This is a genomic window from Collinsella sp. MSK.8.10 (genome assembly GCF_019041915.1).
Taxonomy (GTDB): domain Bacteria; phylum Actinomycetota; class Coriobacteriia; order Coriobacteriales; family Coriobacteriaceae; genus Collinsella.
The window spans coordinates 33,256-59,492 of record NZ_JAHPYF010000005.1 but is presented as its reverse complement, the minus strand read 5'-3'; the positions used below and the strand labels follow the sequence as shown (position 1 = coordinate 59,492).

Below are 26,237 nucleotides of genomic sequence, written 5' to 3'. Positions count from 1 at the left end.
CGTTCGTTTATTATCGATGCAGGTTGTTAAGAGGAGGGCTATTCATGGCCAAGAATTCAGGTCCCGTACGTACCGTTCATGCTCGCACGACGGGTAAAGAGCGCGATGAGATGATCGCCACCACCAAGGCTGAGATCGAGAAGAAATTCGGCCAGGGTTCCATCATGAGGTACGGCGACGGTGGCCCTGAGCTCGAGGTCGAGGCCATCCCTACGGGCGCTCTGGCACTCGATGCCGCGCTGGGTATCGGCGGCGTGCCGCGTGGCCGTATCGTCGAGATTTACGGTCCTGAGTCCTCCGGTAAGACGACGCTTTCGCTCGAGATCCTGGCCGAGGCCCAGGCAATGGGTGGCGTTGTGGCATTTATCGATGCCGAGCATGCGCTCGATCCCACTTATGCCGCGCGTATCGGCGTGGATATCGACGAGGTGCTCATTTCCCAGCCCGATACGGGCGAGCAGGCGCTCGAGATCGTTGACATGCTCGTGCGTTCCGGCGCCATCGATGCCATCGTTGTTGACTCCGTCGCCGCGCTGACCCCGCGTGCCGAGATCGAGGGAGAAATCGGCGACACTACGGTCGGTCTTCAGGCTCGCCTGATGAGCCAAGCGCTCCGCAAGCTCGCCGGCTCGCTGTCTAAGTCCAACACGACGTGCATCTTCATTAACCAGCTGCGTGAGAAGATCGGCGTCATGTTCGGCAACCCCGAGACCACGACGGGCGGCCGCGCCCTTAAATTCTTCTCTTCGGTGCGTATCGACATTCGCCGTATCGATAGCATTAAGCTTAAGGACGAGGTTATCGGTAACCGCGTGCGCGCTAAGGTCGTTAAGAACAAGGTGGCAGCTCCGTTCCGTTCTGCTGAGTTCGACATTATGTACGGTACGGGCATCTCTAAGGAGGGCTCGATTCTGGACATGGCTGTCGAGTGCGGCATCTGCAAGAAGATGGGCTCCTGGTTTGCCTATGGCGAGGACAAGCTCGGCAACGGTCGCGAGGCCGCCAAGGCGTTCCTGCGCGAACACCCCGATTGCGCCGACGAGATTGAGCATAAGGTCCGTCTTGCCTGCGGGCTTGAGTTTGATGACGATGCTCCGTCCGAGGTAGAGCTGACCGATCAGCCTGCGCCTGAGGAGTTTGACGAGCTTTACGCCATCGATGGTTCCGCCATGCTCGATGATGACGACGAGTAGCGGTTACGCTCATGTCGTATACGGTGACCGAGGCCACGGTCGTCTTTCCCGATAAGAAGGCGGCCTCCTCGTTCTCGAGCGGGTATGCGTCCAAAAAGCCTTGCGCACATATCGATTGTGAGCTTGAGGGCGGTTTTGAGCGGTCCATTTGGATTCCCGTGCGGGTCGCGCGCCTGTATGTCAAAAACCGCCCCGATCTTCCCTGTGATTGGGATAACTTTCGTGAGGCGGTGCAGCTCATCGAGCGTAAATGTGCACTTACCATGGTGACTGAGATGTTATCGCGCCGCGACCATGCGACGGGTGAGGTCCGTGACAAGCTGGCTCGCTACGGCTTTCATCAGCCCGCGATCGATTTCGCCGTCGAGCGCGCCACCGAGTATCGCTTTTTAGACGAGAATCGCTTTTGCTCGTACTTTATCGAGGAACGCAAGCGGCGCGGTTGGGGACAGCGCAAAATCGAGACCGAGCTCAAGCGACGTCATGTTGTGCTCGATGACATTCCCGGTTATCCCGAGGATTATTTTGCCGTCGAAGACGATTTGGCGCGTGCGTCAGCCCTGCTTGCCAAGCGGTGTGTTCCAGAGACGCGCGGATTCGAAAAACTGGTTCGGTTTTTGATGGGCAAGGGCTTCTCGTATCACATCGCCGCCGATGCCGTTAAGGCACGTCTCGATGCCGAATGCGAGGAATGTGCGCTTTAGGCGTATGCGTTTTGTGGCCCCGCCGCTCACCGCGTTTTAGCCGCCGTACTGGGGCCATTTATTTGACAGTTGTTGTGGTTCAACGTACGATAAACACTGTCATTTGCTTTGTGATATGTGCTCATCTGTGATGAGTTTGTTTATATGTTTATCTGTATCCGACCCGCATAAGCTGCGCCCATATTACTCAAATGTCGCGAGCCGTTCATAAGGACGGTTCGCTTTGTTGTGTAACGAATCCATAAAAAGGAGTGAGCATGCCTATCATTGCAGCGCTCGTTGGCATCGTTTTGGGTGCCATCGCCGCCATTGCCTACATGCGCACCGCCAAGCAGGGTAGTCTTCACGAGGCCGACGAAAAGATCCAGTCGGCACACGCACAGGCTGAGTCCCTGATCGGTGATGCAAAGCGTCAGGCCGAGACCCTCAAAAAAGAGGCTCTGCTCGAGGCTAAAGAGGAGATCATCAAGAACAAGCAGGCCGCCGAGGCCGAGGACAAGCAGCGCAAGAGCGAGATTCGTACGCTCGAGAACCGCGTGATGCAGCGCGAGGAATCCCTCGATCGCCGCAACGACGCTCTCGACAAGCGCGAGCATCAGCTGTCCAGTCAGGCCGGTCAGGTCGAGAAGCGCTCCCGTGAGCTCGAGGAGCTCTGCGCAAAGCAGACCTCCGAGCTCGAGCGTATCGCCGACCTTACCCGCGAGGATGCCCACAAGGAGCTCCTCGATAAGGTTCGCGGCGAGGTCACCCACGAGGCCGCCACGATTATTCGCGAGTCCGAGCAGCAGGTTCGCGCCGAGTGCCACAAGACCGCCCAGGAGATTCTGTCCCTGGCGATTCAGCGCTGCGCTGCCGACCACACTGCCGAGGTCACCGTTACCTCCGTGCACATTCCCTCTGATGACCTCAAGGGCCGTATCATCGGTCGCGAGGGTCGCAACATCCGGACCTTCGAGCAGGTTTCCGGCGTCAACCTCGTGATCGACGACACGCCCGAGACCGTCGTTCTTTCGAGCTTCGATCCGGTCCGTCGTGAGACCGCCCGTGTTGCTCTGGAGAACCTCATCGCCGACGGCCGCATTCACCCCGCCCGCATCGAGGAGATGTATCACAAGGCTGCCGACCTGGTTCAGCAGCGCGTGCGCGAGGCTGGCGAGCAAGCTGCATTCGATACCGGCATTCACGACCTGCACCCCGAGATCGTCAAGACCCTTGGTGCCCTGCGCTACCGTACCTCGTTTGGTCAGAACGTGCTTCAGCACTCCCTCGAGGTCTCTGACCTGTGCGGCGTAATGGCTTCCGAGCTTGGCCTGGACGTTGTTACCGCCAAGCGCGCCGGCCTGCTGCACGACCTGGGCAAGGCAATCGACCATGACGTCGAGGGCCCGCATGCCGTCATCGGCGCCGAGCTTGCCCGCCGTTATGGCGAGAAGCCCGTTATCGTCCACGCTATCGAGGCTCACCATGCCGACGTCGACCCCAACACGGTGCTCGATGTCCTGGTACAGGCCGCCGATGCTGTCTCTGCCTCTCGCCCCGGTGCCCGTCGCGAGTCTGCCGAGAACTACATCAAGCGTCTTGAGAAGCTCGAGGAGATCGCCAACTCCCATGACGGCGTCGAGCGTACCTATGCCATGCAGGCTGGTCGCGAGGTCCACGTCATGGTTCAGCCGGACAAGATTTCCGATGCCCAGTCCACGGTTCTGGCTCACGATATCGCCCATCAGATCGAGGAAGAGATGGAGTATCCCGGTCAGGTGCGCGTCGTCGTGATTCGCGAGAGCCGCGCTGTCGATATCGCTAAATAACATGAGCGACGCGAACGAGCTCATCTCATTTATCGCGTCGATGTCGGGGGAGGGCAACCTTCGCGTCGAGGAGAACCTTGGCGAGGGGTATGTCCGCCTCCGCGTTTCGGAGGCCGAGCGGCGCCAGGCAAAGCACGACATTCAGCATGTCGAGGATATCGTCATCGAAATGCTCCGTAATGCTCGCGATGCCGGCGCCGACAAGGTCTTTCTCGCTACGACCAAGGAAGATGGCGTCCGCACGCTTGTCTTTCTGGATAACGGCTCGGGTGTTCCGCAGGATATGCAAGAGCGAATCTTCGATGCTCGCGTTACCTCCAAGCTCGAGAGCATGAAGATGGACCGTTGGGGCGTTCACGGTCGTGGCATGGCATTGTTTTCGATCAAGCAGAACACCGACGAGGCCCGTGTGGTCACGTCCGGTGTCGATCTTGGTTCAGCCTTTAAGGTGAGCGTTGCGGCCGACCGCCTCAGTGAGCGCGCCGATCAGTCCAGCTGGCCCCAGGCCGTCAAGGATGAGGACGGACGTTATGTCTGTGCTCGCGGTCCGCATAATATTATTCGCGCTGCCTGTGAGTTTGCGCTCGAGGAGTTACGTGGTTGCGATGTCTATCTTGGTTCTCCGTCTGAGATTGCCGCGACCCTTTATGCTCAGGCGTCAAGTCGGCTCGATACGTCTCGTCTCCTGTTTATTGATGACGAGAGCGAGCTTCCGGTTGTCGATCGTTTAGGCCTTGCCTCTGATGCCGAGGACTTTATCCGCATCTGTTCGGGTTTGGGTCTTGAAATGTCCGAGCGCACGGCCCATCGCATTTTGGCAGGGCAGATTAAGCCCGTTCGCGGTGTGACTGCGCGTCTGCTGCGCGAGCGTGACTCATCCTCGCATGCGCCGGCTCCTGTCGATCTCGCGAAGGATCGTCGTGGGCTACGTATTGCCAAGGATGACATGGCACAGTTTTCGCGTGCTGTGGAGCGCGACTTTAATGACCTTGCCGCCCGGTACTATCTCAACCTTTGCGGCGACCCAAAGATTCGCGTTTCGCGTGATCGAATCACCGTGACATTCGATCTTGCCAAAGAGGAATAGTGCCTTTACCGAGTCCACTCGGTACGATACAGTTATTGCAGTTAAAACGTACTTTTAAACGCAGGAGTTTCTTCATGGATTGCCTGAAGGTATCAAGCAAATCATCGCCCGCGTCCGTTGCCGGCGCCATCGCCGGCATGGTCAAGGATGGTGTTCCCGTCAACATTCAGTGTGTCGGCGCCGGTGCGGTCAACCAGGCCATAAAGGCCGTGGCTATCGCGCGCGGTTTTTTGATTCCAACCGGGTTTGATATTTCCTGCGCGCCCGTGTTCTCCGACATCCTTATTAACGGGGAGTCGCGCACGGCCATCCGTCTTTCTATTTACGTTCACCAGATCAATCGAGCTGCTATGGATAACGTCGTCATGGATGATGTTAAGCCTGTGGCATAGCTTCTGCTTGCCTCGATTCGCCCCCCCTCCATCGTTAGGACTTATGCACATGGACCAGCGTTCCGTACGCGATATTCTTGCCGGTAAAACCTACTTTATCCGCACCTTTGGCTGCCAGATGAATCAGCACGACTCTGAGCGCGTGAGCGGTCTGCTCGATTCGTATGGTTGCCTCATGGCGCTCGATCCCGAGCATGCCGATATTGTTGTCTTCATGACATGCTGCGTGCGCGAGGCCGCCGATACTCGCCTGTACGGTCAGTGCAATTCCTGCAAAAGCCTGCCGCCTTCGCCTTCGGGCAAGCGCGTGGTTGCCGTGGGTGGCTGTATCGCGCAGCGTGATGGTGAGGGCCTGCTCACCAACGTCGATAACGTCAATGTCATCTTTGGCACGCATTCTATCGCACATGTGGCCGAGCTCATTGCCGAGGCATTCCTTGACGGCAAGCGTCATATCCGCACCAATGAGCATGAGGATACGGATGCCATGAGCATGCCGTGGCATCGCGAGACCCAGTATCACGCCTGGGTGCCCATCATGACGGGCTGCAATAATTTCTGCACCTATTGCATCGTGCCGTACGTGCGCGGTCGCGAAAAAAGCCGCCCCTTCGATGAGATTGTCGACGAGGTGACCGGTTTGGTGCGCCAGGGCGTGCGTGAGATTACGCTGCTGGGCCAAAACGTTAACTCATATGGTCGCGATCTGTTTGGCAAGCCGCGTTTTGCCGATCTGCTGCGTGCCGTGGGCGATACGGGTGTGGAGCGCATCTTCTTTACGTCTTCGCATCCCAAGGATCTGCTCCCCGAGACCATCGACGCCATGGCCGAGACGCCTGCCGTTATGCCGCAGCTGCACCTGGCCGTCCAGTCAGGTTCGACACGGATCCTCAAAGAGATGAATCGCCGTTATACACGCGAGGACTATCTGGGCCTTGTCGATCGCATTCGCAACCGCATGCCCGATATCGCGCTCTCGACCGACATTATCGTTGGCTTCCCGGGCGAGACTGAAGAAGACTTTGAGCAGACGCTCTCACTTGCCGAGACGGTCCGCTATGCTCAGGCCTATACCTTCATCTATTCCAAGCGCGCCGGTACCCCGGCCGCCGAGATTGACGATCCTACGCCGCATGAGGTTATTCTCGAGCGTTTCAACCGCCTGGTTAAGGTTATCGAGACCACGGCACACGAGTATAACCAGGGTGAGCTTCATACTGTGGTGCCGGCGCTCATTGAGGGAACGAGTAAAAAGAACGACGCGGTCCTGCTGGGCAAGAGTCCCAAGAATCAGACCGTGCATGCGCCTATCCCCGAGGGCTACAGTATTGATCAGCTTGTTGGCAAGATCGTTGATGTTGACGTTGACGTTGCCAAGACCTGGTATTTGTCTGGCTCCGTTGTGGGCGAGCCGCGCTAATGGTTTCTCCCGGGGCAGGTCTTTCCGCCGTTGCGATCGTCGGTCCGACGGCGGTTGGTAAGAGCGATGTTGCCGACCGTTTGTCAGCTCGTCTTTCGTCCGAAGTGCTGTCGTGCGATGCGATGCAAATCTATCGCGGCATGGACATCGGTACTGCAAAGATGGCGCCCGATGAGTGTACGGCGCCGCTGCGTCTCGTCGACATTGTAGAGCCGGGTGTGGCATATTCTGCTGCGCTTTATCAGGCTGACGCTCGTGTGCATGTTGAGCGTTTGCTTGGCGAGGGCCGCCTACCAGTGTTTTGCGGGGGCACAGGCTTGTATCTCAAGGCCGCTCTGGATGAGATGGATTTTCCCTCGGGCGAGCTTGAGGACGATCGTCGCGCGGGGTATCAGGAACTTGCCGAGCGCATAGGCGAGGAAGCGCTGCACGCGCTGCTTGCCGAGCGTGACCCCGAGTCCGCTGCGGTCATCCACCCCCATAATGTTCGTCGCGTGATTCGCGCGCTCGAAATGCACGATGATGGAGTGTCCTACGCGCAGCAAAAGTCTCAGTTTAGTGTTCCGCGCGAGCATTATCATGCCCTATGGTTTGGTCTGACGCGTAATCGCGAGGTGCTCTACGAGCGCATTAACCTGCGTGTCGATCTGATGTTTGAACAGGGTCTTGTTGATGAGGTTCGCGGTCTTATGGACCAGGGGCTGGGAGATGCCCTGACTTCGATGCAGGCAATTGGCTATAAAGAGATCATTGATGCTTTCAATGGCGTGATTTCTATGGACGAGGCTCGTGAACTCATCAAGATGCGTTCGCGTCGCTATGCCAAACGTCAGCTTTCGTGGTTTAAACGCGATGACCGCATCGTGTGGTTCGATATGGACGAGTTTACGATCGATGAGGTCGTTGAGGACATCCTACTTCGTATTGAGGCTGTCTAATGGCCCGTTTTCCCCTTGTTCCTACGGCACCCGAGCCCGAGCGTGCCATTTTGGTTGGTGTTGAATGGCGCGACAATGCATGGCCGCTCGATCGCTCGCTTGATGAACTGGAGCGTCTTGCCCACACGGCTGGCGCCCAGTGTGTGGCTCGCTTGTCTCAGCGTTTGGTAAAGCCGTATCCCAAATCATTTATCGGTTCCGGTAAGGTAGAGGAGCTGTGCGGTCTGGTACATCGCATGGATGCCGATGTCGTTATTTTTGACGACGACCTGACGCCCTCGCAGCAATCCTATTTGGAGAAAGCCGTGGGCGAGCCGGTAAAGATTATCGATCGTACGGCACTGATCTTGGATATCTTTGGCCTGCATGCTCAGACGCGTGAGGGACGCCTACAGGTACAGCTGGCACAGCTTCAATATCTGTTGCCTCGTCTGCGTGGCATGTGGAGCCACCTCGCCAAGGAACAGACGCGCGGCGGCATCGGCTCACGCTTTGGTCAGGGCGAAAGTCAGCTCGAGGTCGACCGTCGCCTCATTCGTAATAAGATCGCTGCGCTTCGTCGTGAGCTCAAGCAGGTTGAACAGCGTCGCGATGTTCAATCCAAGAGCCGCATTGAGTCACCGGCGTTTCGCGTCGCGTTAGCCGGTTATACCAATGCCGGTAAATCGACGTTGCTCAATCGTCTGACCGGCTCTACGGTACTTTCGCAGGACAAGTTGTTTGCTACGCTCGACCCGACGACGCGTTCGTATCGCCTGCCCGGCGGTCGCGGCATGACGATTACCGATACCGTTGGCTTTATTCAAAAGCTACCGCATGGTCTCGTTGATGCCTTTAAGTCCACGCTGTCTGAGGTTCTTGGTGCCGATCTGATCCTTAAAGTTGTGGATGCCTCTGACGAGGACTATGAGCGGCAGCTGGAGGCTGTCGACCGCGTGCTTGATGAGATCGGCGCTGGAGAGCGCCTAACGCTGACCGTATTCAATAAAATCGATCTTCTCGATAGCGTTGATCGATTGAGTTTCCGTCGTCGTTATCCGGAAGCCGTTCTGTTCTCGGCCCAGACGGGCGAGGGACTTGACGATCTCGTCGACCGTATTGCTCGTGAGGCGGCTGCCACCGATGTGTTGCTCTCCGCTGATATCCCGTATCGCGAGGGCGCCCTCATCACGCTGGTGCATGAACAGGGAACCCTTTTGCACGAGGAATATCTTGAGGGCGGCGTTCGTATTGTTGCGAAGCTGCCGGCCCGTATCGCGCCACGGCTCGAGCGTTATCGCACCGAGTAGACGAGCTCCAAAATGCCCAGAATGATGGGCTGATGCAGCAGATAAAAGGGGAGTGCATGACGTCCAAGGCTGGCGAGCGCCGGGATGGGATTGGCGTAGGCCCAGCTTGGGATGGTCTTATCGATTCCCTGCGCTATGTGTGCGGCGAAGTATCCTGCAAGATACATAAAGAAAAACGGGATGATGGGGTAGTAATCACCTGAAACAAACCGGGGGCCGGGAAATCCTAGCCACGCCAAATAGGGGAATGAATAGGTCGATTTCGGGATGCCCCATGTCGCCGCGAAGAGAGCGAGGCATATCGCAATGCCCCACGTGCTGGGCACTTTCTTAAGCATCGGTCGTGCTACGGCTGTCACAGCGGTACACGCCGCCATGCAATAAATGATGCCAAACTTCACTGAATCGTCGACCGATACGAGCGTTGTTGCGATCCAGACGACCAAAGCTGCGGCAGCGTACTTGGCCGCTCGTTTGGCATTGTTGCGTGAGAGCGTGCACATCCAACCCGCGATAAACAAAAATACCCAGCTGATGCTGGCGCGCCAGATGTCTTGAAAGACGGTCTGGGTAAACCAGGGCATATCCCAGTCGTACAGGTAGGCGAGATCGTAGCAAGCGTGAAAACCTGCCATTGAAATCATCGTAAACCCGCGGACGGTATCAAAGATGGTGATGCGTTTTTGCATTACGAGAACCGGCGCATCAAGCCGACGACTTTGCCCAAGATAACGGGATTCGTTGCATAGATAGGCTCCATGGTGTCATTCTCTGGCTGCAGGCGTACGCGTCCCTGCTCCTTGTAGAACGTCTTGACGGTCGCTGAACCATCAATCATGGCCACGATAATTTCGCCGTTCATGGCATTCTTTTGTTCACGGACGATGATGTAATCGCCATTGAAGATGCCGACATTGATCATTGAGCTCCCATGCACTTCAAGGATAAAGGAACCCTGATCAGTGGCGATTTCGGTCGGGATCGTAAAAGTGTCTTCGATATTCTGCTCGGCCAGAATGGGAATCCCAGCCGCGACGCGACCAACGAGCGGTAGCGAGACCGTTCCGCGAGGTGCGGTGGGCTCGTCAGATTTAGAAATTGAGACAGAGGAACCGTCCTCGTTAAAGAGTTCCAGGGCGCGCGGTTTGGTGGCATCGCGCTTGAGTAGCCCGCGCGCCTCCAGGGCAGATAGATGGGCGTGCACGGTGCTGGGGGAGGAAAGGCCCACGGCAGAAGCCATCTCGCGCACGCTGGGCGGATAACCCTTCTCCTGCTGATATTCCTTGATGAAGTCGTAAATTTGCTGCTGACGCTTGGTAATTTTGCGAGCCATCAGGGCATCCTCTCTACCCATGTCAAACAAATGTTCGAATTTTGCTTGACAGGAACAACTGTTCGAAGATAATAATAACCGAACATTCGTTCTCGCGCTAGACTTTTTTGTCCGCGCGGCTTGATAAAACTGTTCTCAGCAAAACACGCGAGAGGAGAACATGATGAACGCAACGAATATGGTCCAGGGAAACCTCGCCCTTAAGCTCGAGACGCCTGCGGAACCCATTTTTACGGTTGTTCAGGGTGGCCGCTCCGGCTTTCAGCCTTTGACCGTAAAGCCTACTCGCAATCAGCAGGCTGCAGTCGCGCCGGCCCGCGTTGCCCTGAAGGTCCCGACGATTGCCGCTGTTGCCGTTGCGCTTACGCTCTTCTTTGTCCTCGCTACGTCGGTCTTTAGTGCTCGTCACGCCGCGTATGCCGAGTCCGTTTCCAACGTTACCTATGAGACCATTCGCGTTCAGCCTGGTGATTCTCTTTGGTCGCTTGCTGAGGAATATCCAATCGAAGGCCTTTCCACGCAAGAGACTTCCGACATGATCCGTAACGTCAATCATCTGGAGCATGGTTCGCTCGCCGCCGGTGCGCATCTTAAGGTTCCTGCTCGTTCGTAATCATTATCGCGCTGCGCATGGTACCCTTGTTATCGTTTAAGAGGAGGTACCATGCGCTGTCCCAAATGCGGCAAGGCACATACCCGCGTCGTTGATTCCCGTATGCAGGAGTCAAATAACACCATTAAGCGCCGTCGCGAATGTTGCTCGTGTAACTACCGCTTTACAACGTTCGAGCGATGCGAAGACCCAATCGAGGTCATTAAGTCGGACGGAACCAAGCAGCGGTTCGATCGCAATAAGCTGCTCGTCGGCTTGATGCGCGCCACCATCAAGCGTGATATCGACACTAAGAAGCTCAATGAGATTATCGACGATATCGAGGTCGAGCTGCGTTCTCGTACGCTGACGGCCGTCACGTCCCATGAGTTGGGTGACATGGTGCTCAAGCGCTTGGCCAAGATCGACAAGGTGGCGTACATCCGCTTTGCCTCGGTCTACCGCGATTTCAAAGACGTCGATGAGTTTCTGCAAGAGCTCGACAAGCTAAGGTGATTCCATGTCCAACATTACCGTCAACATAAAGCGTCTCGACCCCACCGTCGAGCTTCCCAAATACGCCCATCCCTCCGATGCCGGCTTGGATCTGCGCTCCAACGAGGACTGTGTTCTGAAGCCCTTCGAACGCCGTCTGGTCTCTACTGGGTTGGCCATCGCCCTGCCCGACGGCTACGCCGGCTTTGTCCAGCCCCGCAGCGGCTTGGCCATCAAGCAGGGCCTGTCTATAGTCAATACGCCGGGCCTCATCGACGCCCACTACCGAGGAGAACTCAAAGTCATCCTCATTAACCTAGACCCCACGAACAACATCCAAATCAACAAAGGCGACCGCATAGCCCAACTCGTCATCCAAGAAGTCCCCACGGTTAACTTCATAGAGGTAGACGAACTGGATAAAACCGACCGAGGAGTCGGCGGTTTCGGTTCTAGCGGCGTATTGTAATGTCCGCTCACCCGTGGGAGGCCCCTATATATCATTCCATGCTCAAACATTCTCGCTGCGCTGCGAAACTGCGCGTGGAACGATATATAGGGCCCTCCCACGGGTGAGCTGCGTTTGCATGCTTGCAACTACCGTGTATCTTCGCTGGTAACCGTTAGCATTAATCAATTGGTAAGCCGGTGCGACAAGGGGATTTCTCCTTTGTCGCACCGGCTTACTAGTTGGATTTCAATTTGTTTTCAAGCAAGAAGCCTCCCGTCCGGGGCTCACCCAAATCGTTCCACGCGCAGTTTCGCAGCGAGCGTAGCGAAGCGAGAATGTTTGAGCATGGAATGATATGGGTGAGTCCCGGACGGGGGGGATTAGTGCGCCCTGCGAAGCGAGAATGTTTGAGCATGGAATGATATATGGGCGGCTCCCGCCGAGCAGCGGCCGTTAAGACGCTAGCGGATATGCGCTGGCTTATCGCCCCAGTAGAAGCGGCAGAATGCGCGTTTTCTTTTCTGGGGTTTGCCTACGAGCTCCATGGTTGCGATGGCGATATCTTCGGCTGCGTGAGGGCGGCGTAGTACTTCGCCGTTGATGAGTAGGGCTTTGAGTGATTCGGGATGATCGTGCAGATGGCGCAACGTCACGATTAGTTCTCGTGCGGTGGTGACATGCATGCTGGCGCCCATGCCGGTGAGCATCGTTGTGTTGGCCTTTTCCTGACCGTATGATTTGCCCAGCAGGATCATCGGCAGATGTGCGCATAGGCACTCGGTGACCGTGAGTCCGCCCGATTTGAGGATTGCCAGGTCGCAGCCGTGCATGAGGGCTGCCATATCGTCCACGTAGTCCAGAACCGTGACGTTTTCGAGCTTCATGGCGTCGAAGAGCGTCTTGAGGCGGGTGGCGTATTCCTCATCCTTGCCCGGCAAAAAGACAAAGTGCATGTCCTCGAAGCTGCGCAGGAAGGGGAGTGTGCGGTCCATCTCCGCGCGAAAGCGAACGTACGGTTGAGGCAAACTGGCACCGGCCATCACCAACACAACGGTCTTGTCAGCGGGGAGATTGAACTTATCGAGTTCTTCCTCGCGATTGTAGTTCGTATCAAACCCGGCGCGAATGGGGATGCCTGTAATGCGGATTTTGGTCTCGGGAACCTTGCGGGGGCGAAGTGTCTCGGCCATAAATTCGTTGGCTACGCAGAACAGGTCGGTGTCCTTGTGGGGCCAAAAGCCTTCGACTTCATAGTCTGTGGGTACGCAGATGACCGGGTAATCGATACCCGTGATGACGCGGGCGCCCACAGCAACATTGGCTGCCGTAATGTGTGTTGCAACCACGGCCATGGGCCTGCGGGTGCGGACATAATCGTTGAAGGCGGGGAACATAATTCGCGACCATGCCGTGCCTCCGCCCCAGAGTAGATGTCCCGTAAGCGTATATCGCCAGGTCAGGTCGTAAATGGGGCGCGTGGCTCCCGTAAAAGAAGCCGCGGTCTTATTGCCGTCGAATTTAATGCGTCCAAAATCAAGGATATCGAGCACTTCAATTTCAATATCCTCAGGGATTCCCTTGGTGCCGCGGATAAGATCAAATGCTTGTGCAATCGCGTTGGCGGCGGCTTTGTGGCCCGATCCAACCGATGCGTGCACAATGGTTACTAGGGGTTTTTGTGCAGGTGAAACGGTCATTTGCTCCGGTTGGGGAGTGCTTTGCGTGGGCAGGGGAGCGTCGTTGCTCGTCTGCGTTTGATCCATCGATAACTCCCCTTCATCTTTGTTTCGCAATGAATCATTGTAGTGCATGAGTGTCACGTTCGCCTAAATTTGGGTATGAGCGCAAAGAACGCCAATCTTTCGACAGGAGGTCTCTTCATGACTACCGATCAGCCGATCGATGTTGCGATTATCGGTGGCGGCCCTGCGGGCTATGCCGCAGCCGTTTATGCGGCGCGCTCCAACCTAACGACGACCGTGATTGAACAGGGCATGTCGGGAGGGCAGATCGCCACAACCAATGAGGTCGAGAACTATCCGGGCATTCCGCTGCTGAGCGGTGCTGAACTTGGTGAGCGGTTTCAACAACATGCTGAAGGCTTGGGGGCTCAGGTTGAATGGAGTATGGTGACGGGCGTCGACTACGATGCCGATGCAGCGCTGTTTACGGTGCATCACGATATGGGCGATACGCTGGCCCCGAGCGTTATCGCTTGCATGGGTGCCACGCCGCGTCCGGCAGGTTTCGCTGGCGAGGATACGTATCGCGGTCGTGGCGTTTCGTATTGCGCGACGTGCGACGGTATGTTCTTTCGCGGCAAGCAGGTCTTTGTCATCGGCGGCGGCAATGCTGCCTGCGAGGAAGCTCTGTTCTTGTCAGAAATCGCCAGCAGCGTGACCATCGTGCTGCGTCGCGACCAGTTTCGTGCGCCTGATGGTGTTGTTCAGAAGGTGCTCGAAAAGGACAATATTACAGTTAGGTACCAAACTAGTATTGTGGAGCTCTCGGGCGCAGCCATGCCAACGACGATCGCCTTTAAGGACAATGCATCTGGTGAGACTCATACCGAGTCATTTGAGCCCGGCTCGTTTGGCATCTTTGTCTTTACCGGGACGCAACCCCATACCGAGCTTGTTGAGCATCTAGTCGATCTGGCGCCGGACGGCGGTATTGTTACTGATGATTCCATGGCGACCCGCACGCCAGGTCTATTTGCCGCTGGCGACATCCGTTCCAAGCGTTTACGCCAGGTTGTGACCGCCGTTTCTGACGGAGCCATAGCAGCAACGAGCGCATACGCGTTTCTTCGTGGATAAGTACGATAATATATCTTATGTAAGGTTGTTGTCTTTTAACAAAGTGGTTGGACGGTGTATCAATGTGCTGTCCAACCACTTTTACTTTCCGGTTATATAGTATGCAAAACTAGATAACCTAGAATACAATATAGCTAATGAACGGAGGATCCTTATGAACCACGCCAAACGCGTTATCCCGATGTCCGATTCGTCGGTCAGCATTAAGCCTGAGGATATTCAGCCCACTGTGCTGCCCGATGCATTTATTCAGTCCGATATCGTGCGCAAACTCAATACGTTGAGTCTGCCGCGCTATGACCAGTTGCCCAATGTGACACTCTACCGCGACCAGGTTATTGAGTATGTTGCGCTTTGGATGGAGCCGCTGTCCATTTGCGTTGAGCAGCCTATCATTACGCCATCGATGATCAATAACTACGTAAAGGTCGGCCTAGTGCCTGCTCCGGTCAAAAAGCAATATGGCCGCGAGCAGATTGCCCGCCTGATCGCTATCTGCATCTTTAAGCAGGTGCTACCTATTGCTGCGGTGCAGGCACTCTTTAACATTCAGCGTTTGAGCTACGATGCCCCGACGGCCTTTGATTATGTGGTCGATCAGCTCGAGGCATCGATTCGTGCGGCGTTTTCCGTCGAGCAGACTCCCGTGCCCGATACGGCGCATCAGGTAACGCGTGAGTCGCTGCTTGTGCGTAGCGCGGTATCGTCCTTCGTTTCGAAGGCTTACTTGATGAGCTATCTCAAGTTCAACGGGTTTAATAGCTAGCCGACGTATAAAACGGGCGGGACAAAGAGCCATCTGTCGCTTTGTCCCGCCCGTATTTTTGCTTGGTTGGACTTTATTTGCCCGAAGCTACGCCCATGCCGTAGCCGATGATGAGGCCGTGCATCTCGGCGTAATAGGAATCCAGGCCGTTGCAGGGCATGATGATGGTCTTGGAGCCGGGCCAATGCTCGACTATGCGGTCAGTGAGCGCCTGGGCTCCAGCTTCGTTCTCAACGTGATCTATGACGACCTCACCGCCCGTAAAGCCCTCGGCTTCCATAGTGTCGATGATCTTGTTGAGCATCTTCTTTTCGCCACGCGTGTGCCCGACGAGTTCGATTTTACCGGCCTCACTCGCTGTGCCCAAAATACGGATATTGAGCTTGTTGGCAATGACGCCGGCTGCCTTAGGGATACGTCCGGCTTTGGCGAGGTTTTCGTAATTGCACAAACTGAAGAGGATTTTGCTGTTCTGTTCAAGGCTATCGAAGTATGCGCAAGCATCCTCGAATGAGACATTCAGATTGCTTGCAAGATAGCGGTCGAACAGCAAGAAAATGAGGTCCATTTTGCCGCCAGCTGCGCGTGAATTGACTAGATGAATCTGTCGGTCGGGCTCCTCGGCAAGAACCATATCGCGAGCCGTGGCTGCCGCGTTGTAGCTGCCCGACACGCCCTCAGAGATCGGCATGCAGATGGTCTTGTCTGCCAATTTGAAGAGCTCGGCCCACTCCCCTACGCTGGGACAAGCGCTCGAAGAAGCGTTCGTCTCCGCCTGAACAGCGCAGTTGAGCTCATGAACATCGAGCGAAAGGTCATCGACGAATTCATGCTCCCCCACTCGAATTTTGAGGGGCGCAAATGCAAAGGTGGTATGGGGCGCGGTCGGTTGCCAATCGCGGAGGTTGCAGCTTGAATCGGAGATAAGTGCCCAGCTCATAGAGGGTCCTTTCTAATCGTTCCCATTCAATTATAGCCATCTTGCAGACCGATTGGGCCGCTATCTAGTATTCAAAACTAGATAGCGGACTGCACTAAAGGCAAAAGAATGGACCCCATGACTCAAAGCCACGAGGTCCATATCCGTTTGCTTTATCTGAATACTTAGTAGCGCACGAAAATGTAGTTGTTGTTCATGCCGGCGGCAACGGAGCTGATGATAACACCCGTGTTGTAGTCAGAAGCATGAATCATCTGACCACCACCGATGTAAATGCCGGTGTGGTACGAGTTGACTACAACGTCACCGGGCTGCGGATCGGACACACGCGTCCAGCCCATAAAGGTGCCCGTGGTGCCCAGGCGGCAATAGCGACCAGTAAGGCAATAGCTTACAAAACCAGAGCAGTCGAAGCTGTTCGGGCCAATTCCGCCCCAGGAATAGGCGCAACCAAGCTTGCTGTATGCACGCGAGACAACAGAACCGCCGTCGACGGACTGGCTCGGAGCAGAAGGCGTCGGAGCCGGAGCAGGCGTGGAGGGCTGCGGCGTCGGAGCAGGTGCCGGCGTAGGAGCCGGAGTGTTGCCGCCCTGGTTGTTGTTATTGCTGGTCTGGCCACCGTTGTTGGTGTTCTCGGTCGTACCGGCAGTCTCGTTGCTCACCGTGGCCTTCTCGGCGGTGCTGGCGTTGATGCCGGCCTGCAGCGCGGCGTTGGCCTCGGCCTCGGCGGCAAGCTCGGCCTGCAGCTGCGAATCCAGGGAGTTTACGACGTTCTGGGCTTCAGCCTGCTGGGCGTTAAGCTCGTCGACCTTCTTTTGCGTGGCGGCGACGTTCTTCTCCTGCTCGGCCTGCTTATCGGTGAGCTGCTGCTTAAGCTCCTTGACCTCTTGAATGGTCTGAGCTTGCTTATCGGAAACTTTGCCGTAGTAGAACAGACGGTTGAGCATATCGCTCAGGTCATCGACACCCGTCAGAACCTGAAGCAGGCTCAGACCGCCGGTTTTGTACTCGCCGGCGACATAGGTTGAGAGCTTAGCCTGACCATCGGCGATCTCCTGCTGCTTTTGCGTGATCTCGCCGGCAGTCTGATCGAGCGCCTGCGTCTGCGTGGCGAGCTCATCGTAAATCTGCTGAGTTTGGGTACCGATCTGCTCGAGCTTCGTACGAGCAGCGGCAAGGTCGGATGCGGTATCGGCGTAGGCAGGAGCCGCGAGGCCCAAGCCCAAAACACAAGCGAGGGTTGCCGTAGCAGCGCAGCGTGCCATGTTTTTGTGCGTGTTTGCTGTGCGCATGTAGCTTCCTTTCCAGTAACTAAGGGTAACGGCTAGTCCACCGTCACCAGGCTAAAGAGCTCCACATCGTCATCAGACGGCGTGAGCTTCTCGCGCGGGTTGAGAAACGCAAGCTCAAGGATACAACCGTAACCGATAAGCTTTGCGCCCATATCTCGCACCAGTTTACCTGTTGCCTCGACGGTTCCGCCCGTCGCGACCAAGTCGTCCAGAATCAACACGGTATCTTTAGAGCTGATAGCGTCGGCATGGATCTCAATGGAATCCGTTCCGTACTCGAGCTCGTAGCTCTGGCTCACAGTCTTGCGCGGTAGCTTGCCCGGTTTACGTGCGGGAACAAAGCCGGCGCCAAGGGCTACAGCTACCGGTACGCCAACCATAAAGCCGCGAGCCTCGGGACCCACGACCTTGGTGATTCCCATGCCGGCAAAGTGCTCGGCGAGGGCATCGGTCATGGCTTTGAGCGCCTCGGGATTGCCAAAGAGCGGCGTGATGTCTTTAAAGATGACTCCGGGCTCGGGATAGTCGGGGATGTCGACGATTTGAGATTCGAAGTCGTACATTGCATGACCTTTCAATGGGTTCCCGAAATTTCAGCAGCGGTTATTTGCCCGCGGTGGCGGTGCCGGATTGCGAAGGGGGGACGACCTTGAGCGGCTTGACGAGAGAATCCTTGTGCGAAGCCGGCGCGGCTATCTCTTCGTTTTTGGCCTTGGTGGACTCGGAGCGAGTGATTTCCTCATCGAGTGCATCGATGTCGGCGTCCTCGACCACGGCGTTGAGCGACTCAAAAACGCGGTTCTTGAGCAGCGCGGTGTGCACGCCCTCCGTCAGGTCGTGAAGCTTCTTAAACGCACGCTCGAGCTTGGCGTCGCGCTCGTCATCGGAGGTATCCATGCCGAGCATGCTCACAAGCACCTGCTCAAACATCGAGGACTCGCGGTTGGCGGAAGACACGTACTGACGCAGGTTGCGCGGCTCGATATGGAAGCGCGACAGCTCGGAGCAGTAGCGGATGATCGGAAAATCGCGACCATCGACAAGCTCGCGATTCTGCGGACTCTTGATGATGCGAATGAGGTCGTTCTCGGCGAGCGAGCGGATAAACGAAATTTCGACGCCCAACATATCGGGAATGGTCTCGATGGGATGCAGCTTTTGCTTAGTCTCCTTGGGCTCCGTCTTGAGCGGAACATCGGATAGCAAGCCCACCTCGTAGGCGAGCGTTGACAGGTCCGTGGCGTTTTCCAAGCGCTGCTTAATCACGTTGAGCGGCATGTAGCGGGTCTTCTGCAAGTGCAGGATGACCTCCAGACGATCAACGTCCTCCTTAGAGTACTGACGGTATCCCTTAGGCGTACGATGAGGGGTAATGAGCCCCTCATCCTCTAGAAATCTAATTTTTGAGTTCGAAAGATCGGGGTATGCGCCTCGAAGTAGGTTGACGACTTGGCCGATACTCAGATAGTTGCGTTCGGCCATGCCCTACTCACCGGTTTCGATGCGCTCCGGCGTGCTCTCGTGGTAGATGAGCGTAAACGTACCGATCTGAACGGAAGAACCGTCGTGCAGCGGGGCTGCATTGACAATGGCACCGTCGACCCAGGTACCATTGAGCGAGCCCAGGTCCTCGATGCGAGCGCCGAGGCCCTCGCGAATAATGCGCGCGTGGCTGCGCGAAACGGTCATGTCATTAAGGAAGATGCCGTTCGCGGGATCGCGGCCGATGGTGGTCACGTCGTCCTCGAGCTCAAAGGCGGCACCAGTCTGCGGACCCTTGACGATGGACAGGACGGGGGCGGTGATGCGCACGTTGGCCATGAGGTCGGGAACGGTGACGTCGCTTGAAGGCACGCGGAATACGCAGGTAGCGTCAGCAGTCTTATCATTCTGAGGCATATTGTTAACCATGTTGTCCATGACAACCCCTAACTTATCGCGGACGTGCCGCAAATAATGAACCGTACGTAATCATACCCCAACGAATCAGTCTTCGATTTCAGGGTTCAGAAAGTCGATGTCCTCGTCCTCGGGATGCGCGAGAGCCTGTTTAATGGCCACTCCGCCCTTAATGGAGTAGATGACAGCCGTGAGCATGGAGAAGATCACGCCGCCGTACACAAAGTAGATGCCGAGGGGCACCGAGCTTCCGTTGAGGCCCGGGAAGGCCGTAAGGGTTGAAGATAAAAGGTGCAGGCCGTCAATAACGGGGAAACCGAGCAGCATGAGTGAGAAGCCGGTCATGAGCAGCGCCGTGGCAATCTTTCCGGGAAAGACCACATCGATGGGGCGACGGTGATAATGACGCACGATAAGCGTGCCGATGCCCAGATAGATGTCGCGGCCAATAATGAGTACGCAGACCCAGATGGGCAGCTCTCCGCGGACCACCAGTCCAAGTACGCCGGTGAACAGCAGCGCACGGTCGCAAATGGGATCCATGACCTTGCCGAGCCACGAGACCGTCTTAGTCATGCGGGCGATCTGACCGTCCATCCAGTCGGTGGAGGCGGCAACGGCGTAGATAACGATGGCGATGACACGGTTGTTATCCGTCACAAACAGGTACAGAAATACCAGGGTGAGGATCAGGCGCGTAAAGGTGATGAAATTGGAGATCGTAAAGATCTTATTCGACGGGTAATCGGAAGTGCCGATAAGCTCCTTTTTGATCTTCTTTTTGATGCCCACAGGACTCCCCCGCTGGTTAACGACAAAACTTTCGATACTATACCCGTTCCAGCGATGTCTATCCAGCGCAGCCATAGAGAGTCCAGACATGTGGAGGGCGCCTCTGGGCTGCGCTGGATTCTGCATTTGTGTACATCAGCCTCCAAAAGCGACATTTTTCGGCATCTTTGGTGGCTGGTGTACACGTTTTGATTCGGTGATTACATCGATCGGGAAAGTTGTTGCTTTAAGCAAATGCGTACGGGTCGAGAAGGGCTGGCACCAAAAGAGCCCAACGGCCGTTACGGCTTCGTTAGAAACGCGCCCCATCATGGATGGTGAACCCGAAAGGTAAGGCGCGCGGGCACGGCGACTCGGCCCGCGCGCCCGGAAGAGAAAGGATAAGCCCATGGATTACATGCTCGAGACGCGCGGGCTCACCAAGCGCTTCGGCCGCGGCGACCAGGCGCAGGACGCCGTGGCCGACGTGAGCCTTCATATCCGCGAGGGCGAGGTGTACGGGCTGCTCGGCCCCAACGGCGCCGGCAAGTCGACAACGCTCAAGATGATCTGCGGGATGCTGCGGCCGACGGCCGGGGAGATCCTCTTTGCCGGGCACGCCTGGCGCCGCGAGGACCTCTACGCAATCGGCAGCCTCATCGAGGAGGCGCCGCTCTACCCCAACCTCACCGCGCGCGAGAACCTGCGCGTGCGCACCACGCTGCTGGGCCTTCCCGAGAGCCGCATAGATGAGGTGCTCGCCGCCGTGGACCTCGCAGACACTGGGAAGAAGCGCGCCGGGCGCTTCTCGATGGGCATGCGGCAGCGCCTGGGGCTCGCGCTGGCGCTGATCGCCCGGCCACGCCTGCTCGTGCTCGACGAGCCCACCAACGGCCTCGACCCCATCGGCATCGAGGAGCTGCGCGACCAGATCCGCGGCTTCGCGGCGGCGGGCACGACGGTGATCGTCTCGAGCCACATCCTCTCCGAGGTGCAGCAGATGGCGGACACCATCGGCATCATCTGCGGAGGGCGCCTCGCCTACGAGGATGCGCTTCGGCCCGGGCAGGACCTCGAGGAACTCTTCATGAGTTTCTGCCGGGAAGGGCGACGAGCACGCGGGGAGGTGGCGGCATGACGGGCGAGAAAGGCGGCCTGCTCGCGGGCCTGCGCGCCGAGGCCCTGAAGTCGCGCCACGCGGCACCGGTTCGCCTGGCCGTGCTCATGGCGCTGCCGATGCCGCTGCTCGGCGCGATGCCCTACCGGGGCGTGCAGATCTTCAGCGCGTGGAACTACTGGTACGCGCTCTTCCTGCCCGTGTCTCTCTCGCTCGTGGTGGCGTGCGTCGCGCGGGCGGACGCTCGCACGCGGATGCGGGGGCTTCTGGGCCTGGGCTTCCCGCTCGGGCGCGCCTGGTGGGCCAAGGCGCTCTGGTGCCTCGCTCTCTGCACGCTCTCGAACCTCGTGGTCTTCGGCATCTACCTCGCGGGATCGGCGTTCTCCTCGCAGGGCCTCACGGCCGCGGGCACCCTCACGATGCTCCTCTGCGCGCTCGCCAACACGGTGACCGCGGCGTGGATGATCCCCGCAGGGCTCTTCCTCACGGCGCGGCTCGGAATGCTCGCGGGCATCTTCTGCCCGCTCGCCGCGCAGCTCGTGGGCGGGTTCGCCTGGTCGCTGGTGCCGCTGCCGCAGCTCTTTCCGCCGTCGGCGAGCATGGTCATACCCACGAGCTTCATCCCCGTGCTGCCGAGCGGCGAGCCACTCGCGGCGGACATGGCGCTCGGCGGGGCGCTCGCGGCGGACGGCATGCTCACGCTAGCGGGCCTTGCGGTCAGCGCGCTCGCGTTCGCCGCGCTCACGGCGGCGGGCGCGGCCTGGTTCGCGCGCTCCGAGGAGAGGTGATGGCCATGGCACGACTCTCCGACCCGACGCCGCGCATGACTCTCCCGCGGGCCCTGCTCTCCGAGGCCCTGCGCCTGGCGCGCTCCCCGCTCACGGCGGTGCACCTCGTCTGCGGCCTGGCAGCCGGTCTTGCCTGCGGCGAGTACTTCTCCGTAACCCGATGGGACCCGGCGCTGGGCGCGGACGCCTACGCCCAGTTCCTCGGCGCCCTCATGCCGCTCATGTCCGCCATCGTCTGTGGGCTCACCGTGGACGACGAGCGCGCTGCCGGGCGTCTCGCCAACCTCACGGCGGTCCCCTCGCGCGGGCGCGCCGTCGCGGCGAAGCTGCTCGCCCTTGCGGCGCTCGGCGCGGGCGCGCTGGCCGTGGCGCTCGGCGTGTTCGGGGCCGTGCTCGCCGTTGCCGGGCGCCTGCCGCTTGGGCCCGCTCCGCTTGCGGCCGCCTGGGCGGGCATCGTGCTGGGCAGCCTGCCCCTCTACGCGCTGGGGCTCGGCGTGGCCCTGCGCCTCGGCCGCAACGCCGCCATCGGCGCCGGCGCGGCGGGTATGCTCCTCGCGTTCTTCTCAGTGGGCGGACTTGCGCACGGCCTCATGACCGGCGAGCTCACCGGTGCCCTGGCGACGCCCCTGAGCTGGGTGCCGCTCGCCTGGCCCGCGCGCCTGGGGTCGCTCGGGGTGGAGGCCTTCATCGACGCAGCACGCGCGGCGGGCCCTCTCCTCACGACTGCGCTCGCTGGCCTCGTGCTCACCCTGTTAGCCGACGCCGTCCTTCTCGCCTGGTTCTGCCGCTTCGAGGACGGGAGGGCGGATGCGTAGGAGGCCGCTCGCCGCCATGCTCGTCCTCCTCTCCGCAGCGCTCGTCCTGGGCGGGAATGACTTGCTCGACGCCGGCTGGGGGTCGGCGCTGCGCGCAGGGCTCTGGACCGCTGAGCGCGGCGCTAGTACAATTTCGACGGAAGTTTCAGGAGGTCGAACATGGCGAGGATACTGGCAGTGGATGATGAACGGGCGATCCTCGACGCGCTCGCGCGCGTCCTCGGCCGCGACGGCCATGAGGTCGTCAGGGCGGCGGACCCGACGGCGGTCCCGGGGATGGACCTCTCGCGCTTCGACCTCGTGCTCTGCGACGTCATGATGCCGGGGCTCGACGGTTTCGAGCTCGTGCGGCAGATCCGCCCGGACTTCGACGGGCCCATCGTCTTCCTGACCGCGCGCGTGGCCGAGGAGGACGCCGTGGCCGCCTACGGCCTGGGCGCCGACGACTACGTCCGCAAGCCCTTCGGGGCCGCGGAGCTGCGCGCCAAGGTCGCGGCCCATCTGCGCCGTGAGCGCCGGCCGCGCTCGCACGCCCTCTCCTTCGGGGAGGTGCGGATCGACCTCGGCGCGCGCGGCCTCGCGGTGGGCGGCGAGGCCGTGCCGCTCACGCCTACCGAGTACGCCATCTGCGAGTACCTCGCCCGCCACCCCGGGCAGGTCATGAGCCGCGCGCAGATACGCGAGGCGGTGCTCGGCTGGGAGAGCGACGCCGACGACGCGGCCATATCCATGCAGGTCAGCCGCGCCCGGAGGAAACTCTCCGAGGCCGGCGCCGATCCGATCGCGACCGTCTGGGGGATGGGGTACAAGTGGCAGCTCTGAGGACCGGGGCGCGAGGTCGCGGGGGCATGCCGCTCTCCTTCGTCATCGCGCGCTACTTCGCCTACGCGTTCGCGGCGGTCGCCACGGCGTGGCTCGCCTCGTTCATGGCGCTCTCCGCGGCGATCAACGCGGGCTTCGTCTACGAGGCAAGCTGGGGGCCGGCCAATGCGCGCGAGGTCGCGGAGGGCCTGGCACGCGACGGCGTCTGCGGGCAGCAGGACGTGCCGACGGCGTACCGCTACCTCATCCTGAACAAGGACGGACACGTGCTGATGACAGACCTCGAGGGCACGCGGCTCGAGGACGCGACGGAAATGGCCCGTGCGGCACTCGCCGCGGATCCGGGCACAGTGGAGATCGAGGGCGGGGGCTCGGGCCTCACCTACGCCGCGTTCCCGCTCAAGGGCGGCGGGGCCTGCGCACTCGTCAGCGAGTACCTGCCGCAGTGGGTCTCGCGCGACCTCGCCGGCCTGCTTCCCAACCCGCAGAACCTCATGCTCGTCGGCGCCGCTGCGGGAAGCGCGCTCGCGCTCGCGCTCGTGGCGCGCCGCGCGAGCCGCGTGATCTCGCGCAAGATGGCGCCGCTCGCGGAGGCGGCGGGGCGCGTCGGCGCGGGGGAGCTCGACTTCGCGGTCGGCAGCACCAACGTGCGCGAGGTGAACGACGTCCTTGCCGCGATGGACGCCATGCGGACCTCCCTCGCCGAGTCGCTCGAGGCCCGCTGGGCCGCGGAGCGGGGGCAGCGCGAGCAGGTGGCGTCGCTCGCCCACGACCTCAAGACGCCGCTCACCGTGCTGCGCGCCAACGCCGACTTCGTGGCGGAGGAGCTGGAAGACGAGAAAGACGCCGACCTCGCGGCCGCCGCGCGCGACATAGCCGGCGGTGTCGAAAGGCTCGACGGCTACGTGCGCCTGCTCATCGAGGCCTCGCGCGGGTCCGGCGGGGCGGAGAGGGCCCCCATGCGGCCGGCCGAGCTCTGCGAGCAGGTCCTCGCCGAGGCCGCCCAGATCGCCCGGTCGCGAGGCGTGACGCTCGACGCGGCCACGGGCCCCGCTGTCGCGGGCGCGCCCGAGGCCCCGCTCGACCGAACCGCCCTGGCGCGAGCCGCCGCGAACCTCGTGGCCAACGCCGCCGAGCACGCGCGCTCGCGCGTGGCGGTCTCCTGCGACGTCGCGGGCGGGCGCCTCGTCATCGAGGTGTCCGACGACGGACCGGGCTTCTCTCCCGCCGCCCTCGAACGCGGCTGCGAGCGCCTCTTCACAGACGACTCCTCCCGCTCCTCGCGCGACGGAGGCCGCCATTACGGGCTCGGCCTCCACGTCGCCTCCGAGGCCGCGAGCGCCCACGGGGGCTCCGTCTCGCTCGCCAACAGCCCCTCGGGCGGCGCGGTGGCCACCATCGCGGTCCCCCTGTGCGGGGCCTGACGACTCAGGCCCCTCACACCGGCGTGGCTCGCAACCAAACGCTTCCCGGATAATTCATGAGGCCGTACTCGTATTCGAGCCTGCCTATCTCTGCGGCAAGCGCCTCCGCCATGTAGAAGTTTTTCGTGCGGCCCGTCGACTTCGCCAGGCGGTCGTACCTGTTCGCAAGGTCCTCGGGGATTCTCAGGGCTGCGGTGGCGGTTGCCATGACGCACCTCTTGGTTAGATGTAATACGTATATTTCTTTCTATCACATCACCCGAACCCCGCACCGGCGTACGGCCGCATCTGCTTTTTACCTTACATTGTGTCAACCGGTCCATGCCCGGCATATTCTGCCGGATTGAATCAACCGTTAAATCAATCCGAGCCTTTAAGGGGCGGTTGAAATCCTTCGAGGACTGAGGGCGCCGTCCCTAGGTCGGCTCCTCGATGGCCTCGGCTGAATTCCCCTGCAATCGACCGCATGGGTTCCGGCACGGGGTTCTGGCGCTGCCCGAACGGGGCGCAAGACTCGGCCGTCGGTCGTGCCGGACGGCATACGTTTTGGGACGAATTGGCAAACCACCGGCCGGGCGGCTAGATGGGATGGCGCGCGGTTTCTGCGTGTCCAGGCGTCTACTACACCATCGGCACCGTGCCGTATGCGTCCAGCAGAAAGACGCGCATAGCGCAACGGATGGTGTAGCAACTTTTAACTTCGCAGGGCAGAAGGTCGAGCGTCAGGCGAGCGTTCATTTGCATTAGATGAGTGATTACCTTCTGACCCGTTACCGTGAAGACATAGCGGCCGCTCAGGCTGCTGGTCGTTGCTGGAGGAAGCTGGGCCAGCTTGCAGAATTCCTCGATCGGGCACATAACTTGATCAAAATCGATCCTCTTCTTGGCGGCTGCGGCTATTGTCATCTGATCGTCCAACTTGTCTAAGGCATATGCGAGCACCGTGCTCGGCGTTGGGGCGGGCTTGCCTGTTTCTGCAATCACGCGAGACGTTGCTTCAGACAGGAGCCACGCGTTCTCGTTCGCAGTGCGGATTGCTTTGCGCATGGGGGGAGTCTGGTTCGCCATGTTGTTATCTCCTT

At 59.3% G+C, this 26,237-nt stretch carries 29 protein-coding genes; 18 read left to right on the top strand and 11 right to left on the bottom strand.

Features of this window, described 5'->3' with window-relative positions:
- The first annotated feature begins 44 nt into the window (after positions 1–44).
- The 8 genes from recA (at position 45) to hflX (ending at position 8,831) form a co-directional block, all read left to right on the top strand.
- Entirely contained in the window at positions 45–1,193 is a 1,149-nt protein-coding gene (gene recA, locus KTF55_RS06600; protein ID WP_022094695.1) for a recombinase RecA, read from the top strand.
- A gap of 11 nt (positions 1,194–1,204) precedes the next feature.
- On the top strand, positions 1,205–1,897 hold the full coding sequence (locus tag KTF55_RS06595) for a regulatory protein RecX (protein ID WP_217108124.1): 693 nt from the start codon (positions 1,205–1,207) through the stop codon (positions 1,895–1,897).
- Positions 1,898–2,154: 257 nt separating this feature from the next.
- Positions 2,155–3,705 carry a ribonuclease Y gene (gene rny / locus KTF55_RS06590; RefSeq protein ID WP_115596193.1) on the top strand — a complete coding sequence of 517 codons (1,551 nt, stop codon included), beginning with the start codon at positions 2,155–2,157 and terminating at the stop codon, positions 3,703–3,705.
- Position 3,706: 1 nt separating this feature from the next.
- Positions 3,707–4,792: an ATP-binding protein gene (locus KTF55_RS06585; RefSeq protein WP_217108123.1), complete on the top strand. Its 1,086-nt coding sequence runs from the start codon at positions 3,707–3,709 to the stop codon at positions 4,790–4,792.
- A gap of 74 nt (positions 4,793–4,866) precedes the next feature.
- A complete protein-coding gene (locus tag KTF55_RS06580) occupies positions 4,867–5,184 on the top strand; it encodes a stage V sporulation protein S (RefSeq protein ID WP_006235982.1) in 318 nt (105 codons plus the stop codon).
- Positions 5,185–5,233: 49 nt separating this feature from the next.
- On the top strand, positions 5,234–6,604 hold the full coding sequence (miaB, locus tag KTF55_RS06575) for a tRNA (N6-isopentenyl adenosine(37)-C2)-methylthiotransferase MiaB (protein WP_217108122.1): 1,371 nt from the start codon (positions 5,234–5,236) through the stop codon (positions 6,602–6,604).
- A complete protein-coding gene (gene miaA / locus KTF55_RS06570) occupies positions 6,604–7,542 on the top strand; it encodes a tRNA (adenosine(37)-N6)-dimethylallyltransferase MiaA (RefSeq protein WP_217108121.1) in 939 nt (312 codons plus the stop codon). Before miaB ends, miaA begins: the two co-directional genes overlap by 1 nt.
- Positions 7,542–8,831 (top strand): GTPase HflX, encoded by a 1,290-nt coding sequence (hflX, locus tag KTF55_RS06565; protein WP_217108120.1) that lies wholly within the window; start codon positions 7,542–7,544, stop codon positions 8,829–8,831. Before miaA ends, hflX begins: the two co-directional genes overlap by 1 nt.
- On the opposite strand, the gene KTF55_RS06560 is transcribed toward hflX, so the two are convergent.
- Together KTF55_RS06560 and lexA are read right to left on the bottom strand one after the other, a co-directional pair.
- Positions 8,816–9,520: a heparan-alpha-glucosaminide N-acetyltransferase gene (locus KTF55_RS06560; RefSeq protein WP_217108119.1), complete on the bottom strand. Its 705-nt coding sequence runs from the start codon at positions 9,518–9,520 to the stop codon at positions 8,816–8,818. The genes hflX and KTF55_RS06560 overlap by 16 nt on opposite strands.
- Entirely contained in the window at positions 9,520–10,164 is a 645-nt protein-coding gene (gene lexA, locus KTF55_RS06555; RefSeq protein ID WP_217108118.1) for a transcriptional repressor LexA, read from the bottom strand. The genes KTF55_RS06560 and lexA overlap by 1 nt, the downstream gene beginning before the upstream one ends.
- A 163-nt stretch (positions 10,165–10,327) precedes the next feature.
- Between lexA and KTF55_RS06550 the strand changes: the two genes are divergently transcribed.
- From KTF55_RS06550 to dut, 3 genes are read left to right on the top strand one after another with little or no spacing between them, the layout of a single operon-like run.
- Positions 10,328–10,777, top strand: coding sequence for a LysM peptidoglycan-binding domain-containing protein (locus KTF55_RS06550; RefSeq protein ID WP_217108117.1), 450 nt, complete (start codon positions 10,328–10,330; stop codon positions 10,775–10,777).
- A 51-nt stretch (positions 10,778–10,828) separates the two neighbouring features.
- Entirely contained in the window at positions 10,829–11,272 is a 444-nt protein-coding gene (gene nrdR, locus KTF55_RS06545) for a transcriptional regulator NrdR (protein WP_022093781.1), read from the top strand.
- Positions 11,273–11,276: 4 nt separating this feature from the next.
- The gene (gene dut / locus KTF55_RS06540; protein ID WP_217108116.1) at positions 11,277–11,720 is read left to right on the top strand and encodes a dUTP diphosphatase; all 444 of its coding nucleotides are present in this window, start codon (positions 11,277–11,279) and stop codon (positions 11,718–11,720) included.
- A 443-nt stretch (positions 11,721–12,163) separates the two neighbouring features.
- Here dut and KTF55_RS06535 read toward each other — a convergent pair whose 3' ends face one another.
- The gene (locus KTF55_RS06535; RefSeq protein WP_226790611.1) at positions 12,164–13,513 is read right to left on the bottom strand and encodes a glycosyltransferase; all 1,350 of its coding nucleotides are present in this window, start codon (positions 13,511–13,513) and stop codon (positions 12,164–12,166) included.
- 69 nt (positions 13,514–13,582) lie between these two features.
- Here KTF55_RS06535 and KTF55_RS06530 point away from each other — a divergent pair, with 69 nt between their 5' ends.
- Both KTF55_RS06530 and KTF55_RS06525 read left to right on the top strand, forming a co-directional pair.
- Positions 13,583–14,521: an NAD(P)/FAD-dependent oxidoreductase gene (locus KTF55_RS06530; protein WP_217108114.1), complete on the top strand. Its 939-nt coding sequence runs from the start codon at positions 13,583–13,585 to the stop codon at positions 14,519–14,521.
- A gap of 154 nt (positions 14,522–14,675) precedes the next feature.
- Positions 14,676–15,287, top strand: coding sequence for a DUF1836 domain-containing protein (locus KTF55_RS06525; protein WP_217108113.1), 612 nt, complete (start codon positions 14,676–14,678; stop codon positions 15,285–15,287).
- A gap of 73 nt (positions 15,288–15,360) precedes the next feature.
- Here the strand turns inward: KTF55_RS06525 and KTF55_RS06520 are convergent, their stop codons facing one another.
- From KTF55_RS06520 to KTF55_RS06495, 6 genes are all read right to left on the bottom strand, one after another.
- Positions 15,361–16,227, bottom strand: coding sequence for a DegV family protein (locus KTF55_RS06520; RefSeq protein WP_217108112.1), 867 nt, complete (start codon positions 16,225–16,227; stop codon positions 15,361–15,363).
- A gap of 164 nt (positions 16,228–16,391) precedes the next feature.
- A complete protein-coding gene (locus KTF55_RS06515; RefSeq protein ID WP_055285172.1) occupies positions 16,392–17,519 on the bottom strand; it encodes an NlpC/P60 family protein in 1,128 nt (375 codons plus the stop codon).
- Positions 17,520–17,551: 32 nt separating this feature from the next.
- The gene (locus KTF55_RS06510) at positions 17,552–18,082 is read right to left on the bottom strand and encodes an adenine phosphoribosyltransferase (protein ID WP_117770348.1); all 531 of its coding nucleotides are present in this window, start codon (positions 18,080–18,082) and stop codon (positions 17,552–17,554) included.
- A gap of 40 nt (positions 18,083–18,122) precedes the next feature.
- Positions 18,123–19,001: a MerR family transcriptional regulator gene (locus tag KTF55_RS06505; RefSeq protein WP_117770349.1), complete on the bottom strand. Its 879-nt coding sequence runs from the start codon at positions 18,999–19,001 to the stop codon at positions 18,123–18,125.
- Positions 19,002–19,004: 3 nt separating this feature from the next.
- Complete coding sequence (locus KTF55_RS06500) at positions 19,005–19,439, bottom strand: FHA domain-containing protein (RefSeq protein ID WP_006236002.1); 435 nt, start codon at positions 19,437–19,439, stop codon at positions 19,005–19,007.
- A 66-nt stretch (positions 19,440–19,505) separates the two neighbouring features.
- A complete protein-coding gene (locus KTF55_RS06495) occupies positions 19,506–20,210 on the bottom strand; it encodes a CDP-alcohol phosphatidyltransferase family protein (RefSeq protein WP_217108177.1) in 705 nt (234 codons plus the stop codon).
- A 388-nt stretch (positions 20,211–20,598) separates the two neighbouring features.
- Here KTF55_RS06495 and KTF55_RS06490 point away from each other — a divergent pair, with 388 nt between their 5' ends.
- The 5 genes from KTF55_RS06490 (at position 20,599) to KTF55_RS06470 (ending at position 25,155) form a co-directional block, all read left to right on the top strand.
- On the top strand, positions 20,599–21,327 hold the full coding sequence (locus tag KTF55_RS06490; RefSeq protein WP_055309961.1) for a lantibiotic protection ABC transporter ATP-binding protein: 729 nt from the start codon (positions 20,599–20,601) through the stop codon (positions 21,325–21,327).
- The gene (locus KTF55_RS06485; protein ID WP_117839911.1) at positions 21,324–22,094 is read left to right on the top strand and encodes a hypothetical protein; all 771 of its coding nucleotides are present in this window, start codon (positions 21,324–21,326) and stop codon (positions 22,092–22,094) included. Before KTF55_RS06490 ends, KTF55_RS06485 begins: the two co-directional genes overlap by 4 nt.
- A gap of 5 nt (positions 22,095–22,099) precedes the next feature.
- Positions 22,100–22,909, top strand: coding sequence for a lantibiotic ABC transporter permease (locus tag KTF55_RS06480; RefSeq protein WP_217108110.1), 810 nt, complete (start codon positions 22,100–22,102; stop codon positions 22,907–22,909).
- A 159-nt stretch (positions 22,910–23,068) separates the two neighbouring features.
- A complete protein-coding gene (locus KTF55_RS06475) occupies positions 23,069–23,731 on the top strand; it encodes a response regulator transcription factor (protein WP_117770652.1) in 663 nt (220 codons plus the stop codon).
- A 26-nt stretch (positions 23,732–23,757) separates the two neighbouring features.
- Complete coding sequence (locus KTF55_RS06470; RefSeq protein ID WP_217108109.1) at positions 23,758–25,155, top strand: sensor histidine kinase KdpD; 1,398 nt, start codon at positions 23,758–23,760, stop codon at positions 25,153–25,155.
- 13 nt (positions 25,156–25,168) lie between these two features.
- On the opposite strand, the gene KTF55_RS06465 is transcribed toward KTF55_RS06470, so the two are convergent.
- Both KTF55_RS06465 and KTF55_RS06460 read right to left on the bottom strand, forming a co-directional pair.
- Entirely contained in the window at positions 25,169–25,363 is a 195-nt protein-coding gene (locus KTF55_RS06465) for a ribbon-helix-helix domain-containing protein (protein WP_217108108.1), read from the bottom strand.
- Positions 25,364–25,776: 413 nt separating this feature from the next.
- The gene (locus KTF55_RS06460; protein ID WP_217108107.1) at positions 25,777–26,223 is read right to left on the bottom strand and encodes a hypothetical protein; all 447 of its coding nucleotides are present in this window, start codon (positions 26,221–26,223) and stop codon (positions 25,777–25,779) included.
- Positions 26,224–26,237: the final 14 nt, after the last annotated feature.

What these genes read in the sequence shown, in the direction of transcription:
- KTF55_RS06505 (WP_117770349.1), bottom strand. Translation starts at nt 19,001, where the DNA reads ATGGCCGAACGCAACTATCTGAGTATCGGCCAAGTCGTCAACCTACTT.
- recA (WP_022094695.1), top strand. Translation starts at nt 45, where the DNA reads ATGGCCAAGAATTCAGGTCCCGTACGTACCGTTCATGCTCGCACGACG.
- KTF55_RS06535 (WP_226790611.1), bottom strand. Translation starts at nt 13,513, where the DNA reads ATGCACTACAATGATTCATTGCGAAACAAAGATGAAGGGGAGTTATCG.
- KTF55_RS06490 (WP_055309961.1), top strand. Translation starts at nt 20,599, where the DNA reads ATGGATTACATGCTCGAGACGCGCGGGCTCACCAAGCGCTTCGGCCGC.
- KTF55_RS06515 (WP_055285172.1), bottom strand. Translation starts at nt 17,519, where the DNA reads ATGCGCACAGCAAACACGCACAAAAACATGGCACGCTGCGCTGCTACG.
- lexA (WP_217108118.1), bottom strand. Translation starts at nt 10,164, where the DNA reads ATGGCTCGCAAAATTACCAAGCGTCAGCAGCAAATTTACGACTTCATC.
- KTF55_RS06470 (WP_217108109.1), top strand. Translation starts at nt 23,758, where the DNA reads ATGCCGCTCTCCTTCGTCATCGCGCGCTACTTCGCCTACGCGTTCGCG.
- KTF55_RS06550 (WP_217108117.1), top strand. Translation starts at nt 10,328, where the DNA reads ATGAACGCAACGAATATGGTCCAGGGAAACCTCGCCCTTAAGCTCGAG.
- KTF55_RS06525 (WP_217108113.1), top strand. Translation starts at nt 14,676, where the DNA reads ATGAACCACGCCAAACGCGTTATCCCGATGTCCGATTCGTCGGTCAGC.
- rny (WP_115596193.1), top strand. Translation starts at nt 2,155, where the DNA reads ATGCCTATCATTGCAGCGCTCGTTGGCATCGTTTTGGGTGCCATCGCC.
- KTF55_RS06580 (WP_006235982.1), top strand. Translation starts at nt 4,867, where the DNA reads ATGGATTGCCTGAAGGTATCAAGCAAATCATCGCCCGCGTCCGTTGCC.
- KTF55_RS06520 (WP_217108112.1), bottom strand. Translation starts at nt 16,227, where the DNA reads ATGAGCTGGGCACTTATCTCCGATTCAAGCTGCAACCTCCGCGATTGG.
- miaB (WP_217108122.1), top strand. Translation starts at nt 5,234, where the DNA reads ATGGACCAGCGTTCCGTACGCGATATTCTTGCCGGTAAAACCTACTTT.
- hflX (WP_217108120.1), top strand. Translation starts at nt 7,542, where the DNA reads ATGGCCCGTTTTCCCCTTGTTCCTACGGCACCCGAGCCCGAGCGTGCC.
- KTF55_RS06585 (WP_217108123.1), top strand. Translation starts at nt 3,707, where the DNA reads ATGAGCGACGCGAACGAGCTCATCTCATTTATCGCGTCGATGTCGGGG.
- miaA (WP_217108121.1), top strand. Translation starts at nt 6,604, where the DNA reads ATGGTTTCTCCCGGGGCAGGTCTTTCCGCCGTTGCGATCGTCGGTCCG.
- KTF55_RS06475 (WP_117770652.1), top strand. Translation starts at nt 23,069, where the DNA reads ATGGCGAGGATACTGGCAGTGGATGATGAACGGGCGATCCTCGACGCG.
- KTF55_RS06460 (WP_217108107.1), bottom strand. Translation starts at nt 26,223, where the DNA reads ATGGCGAACCAGACTCCCCCCATGCGCAAAGCAATCCGCACTGCGAAC.
- KTF55_RS06480 (WP_217108110.1), top strand. Translation starts at nt 22,100, where the DNA reads ATGGCACGACTCTCCGACCCGACGCCGCGCATGACTCTCCCGCGGGCC.
- KTF55_RS06510 (WP_117770348.1), bottom strand. Translation starts at nt 18,082, where the DNA reads ATGTACGACTTCGAATCTCAAATCGTCGACATCCCCGACTATCCCGAG.
- KTF55_RS06485 (WP_117839911.1), top strand. Translation starts at nt 21,324, where the DNA reads ATGACGGGCGAGAAAGGCGGCCTGCTCGCGGGCCTGCGCGCCGAGGCC.
- KTF55_RS06560 (WP_217108119.1), bottom strand. Translation starts at nt 9,520, where the DNA reads ATGCAAAAACGCATCACCATCTTTGATACCGTCCGCGGGTTTACGATG.
- KTF55_RS06595 (WP_217108124.1), top strand. Translation starts at nt 1,205, where the DNA reads ATGTCGTATACGGTGACCGAGGCCACGGTCGTCTTTCCCGATAAGAAG.
- nrdR (WP_022093781.1), top strand. Translation starts at nt 10,829, where the DNA reads ATGCGCTGTCCCAAATGCGGCAAGGCACATACCCGCGTCGTTGATTCC.
- KTF55_RS06465 (WP_217108108.1), bottom strand. Translation starts at nt 25,363, where the DNA reads ATGGCAACCGCCACCGCAGCCCTGAGAATCCCCGAGGACCTTGCGAAC.
- KTF55_RS06530 (WP_217108114.1), top strand. Translation starts at nt 13,583, where the DNA reads ATGACTACCGATCAGCCGATCGATGTTGCGATTATCGGTGGCGGCCCT.
- dut (WP_217108116.1), top strand. Translation starts at nt 11,277, where the DNA reads ATGTCCAACATTACCGTCAACATAAAGCGTCTCGACCCCACCGTCGAG.
- KTF55_RS06500 (WP_006236002.1), bottom strand. Translation starts at nt 19,439, where the DNA reads ATGGACAACATGGTTAACAATATGCCTCAGAATGATAAGACTGCTGAC.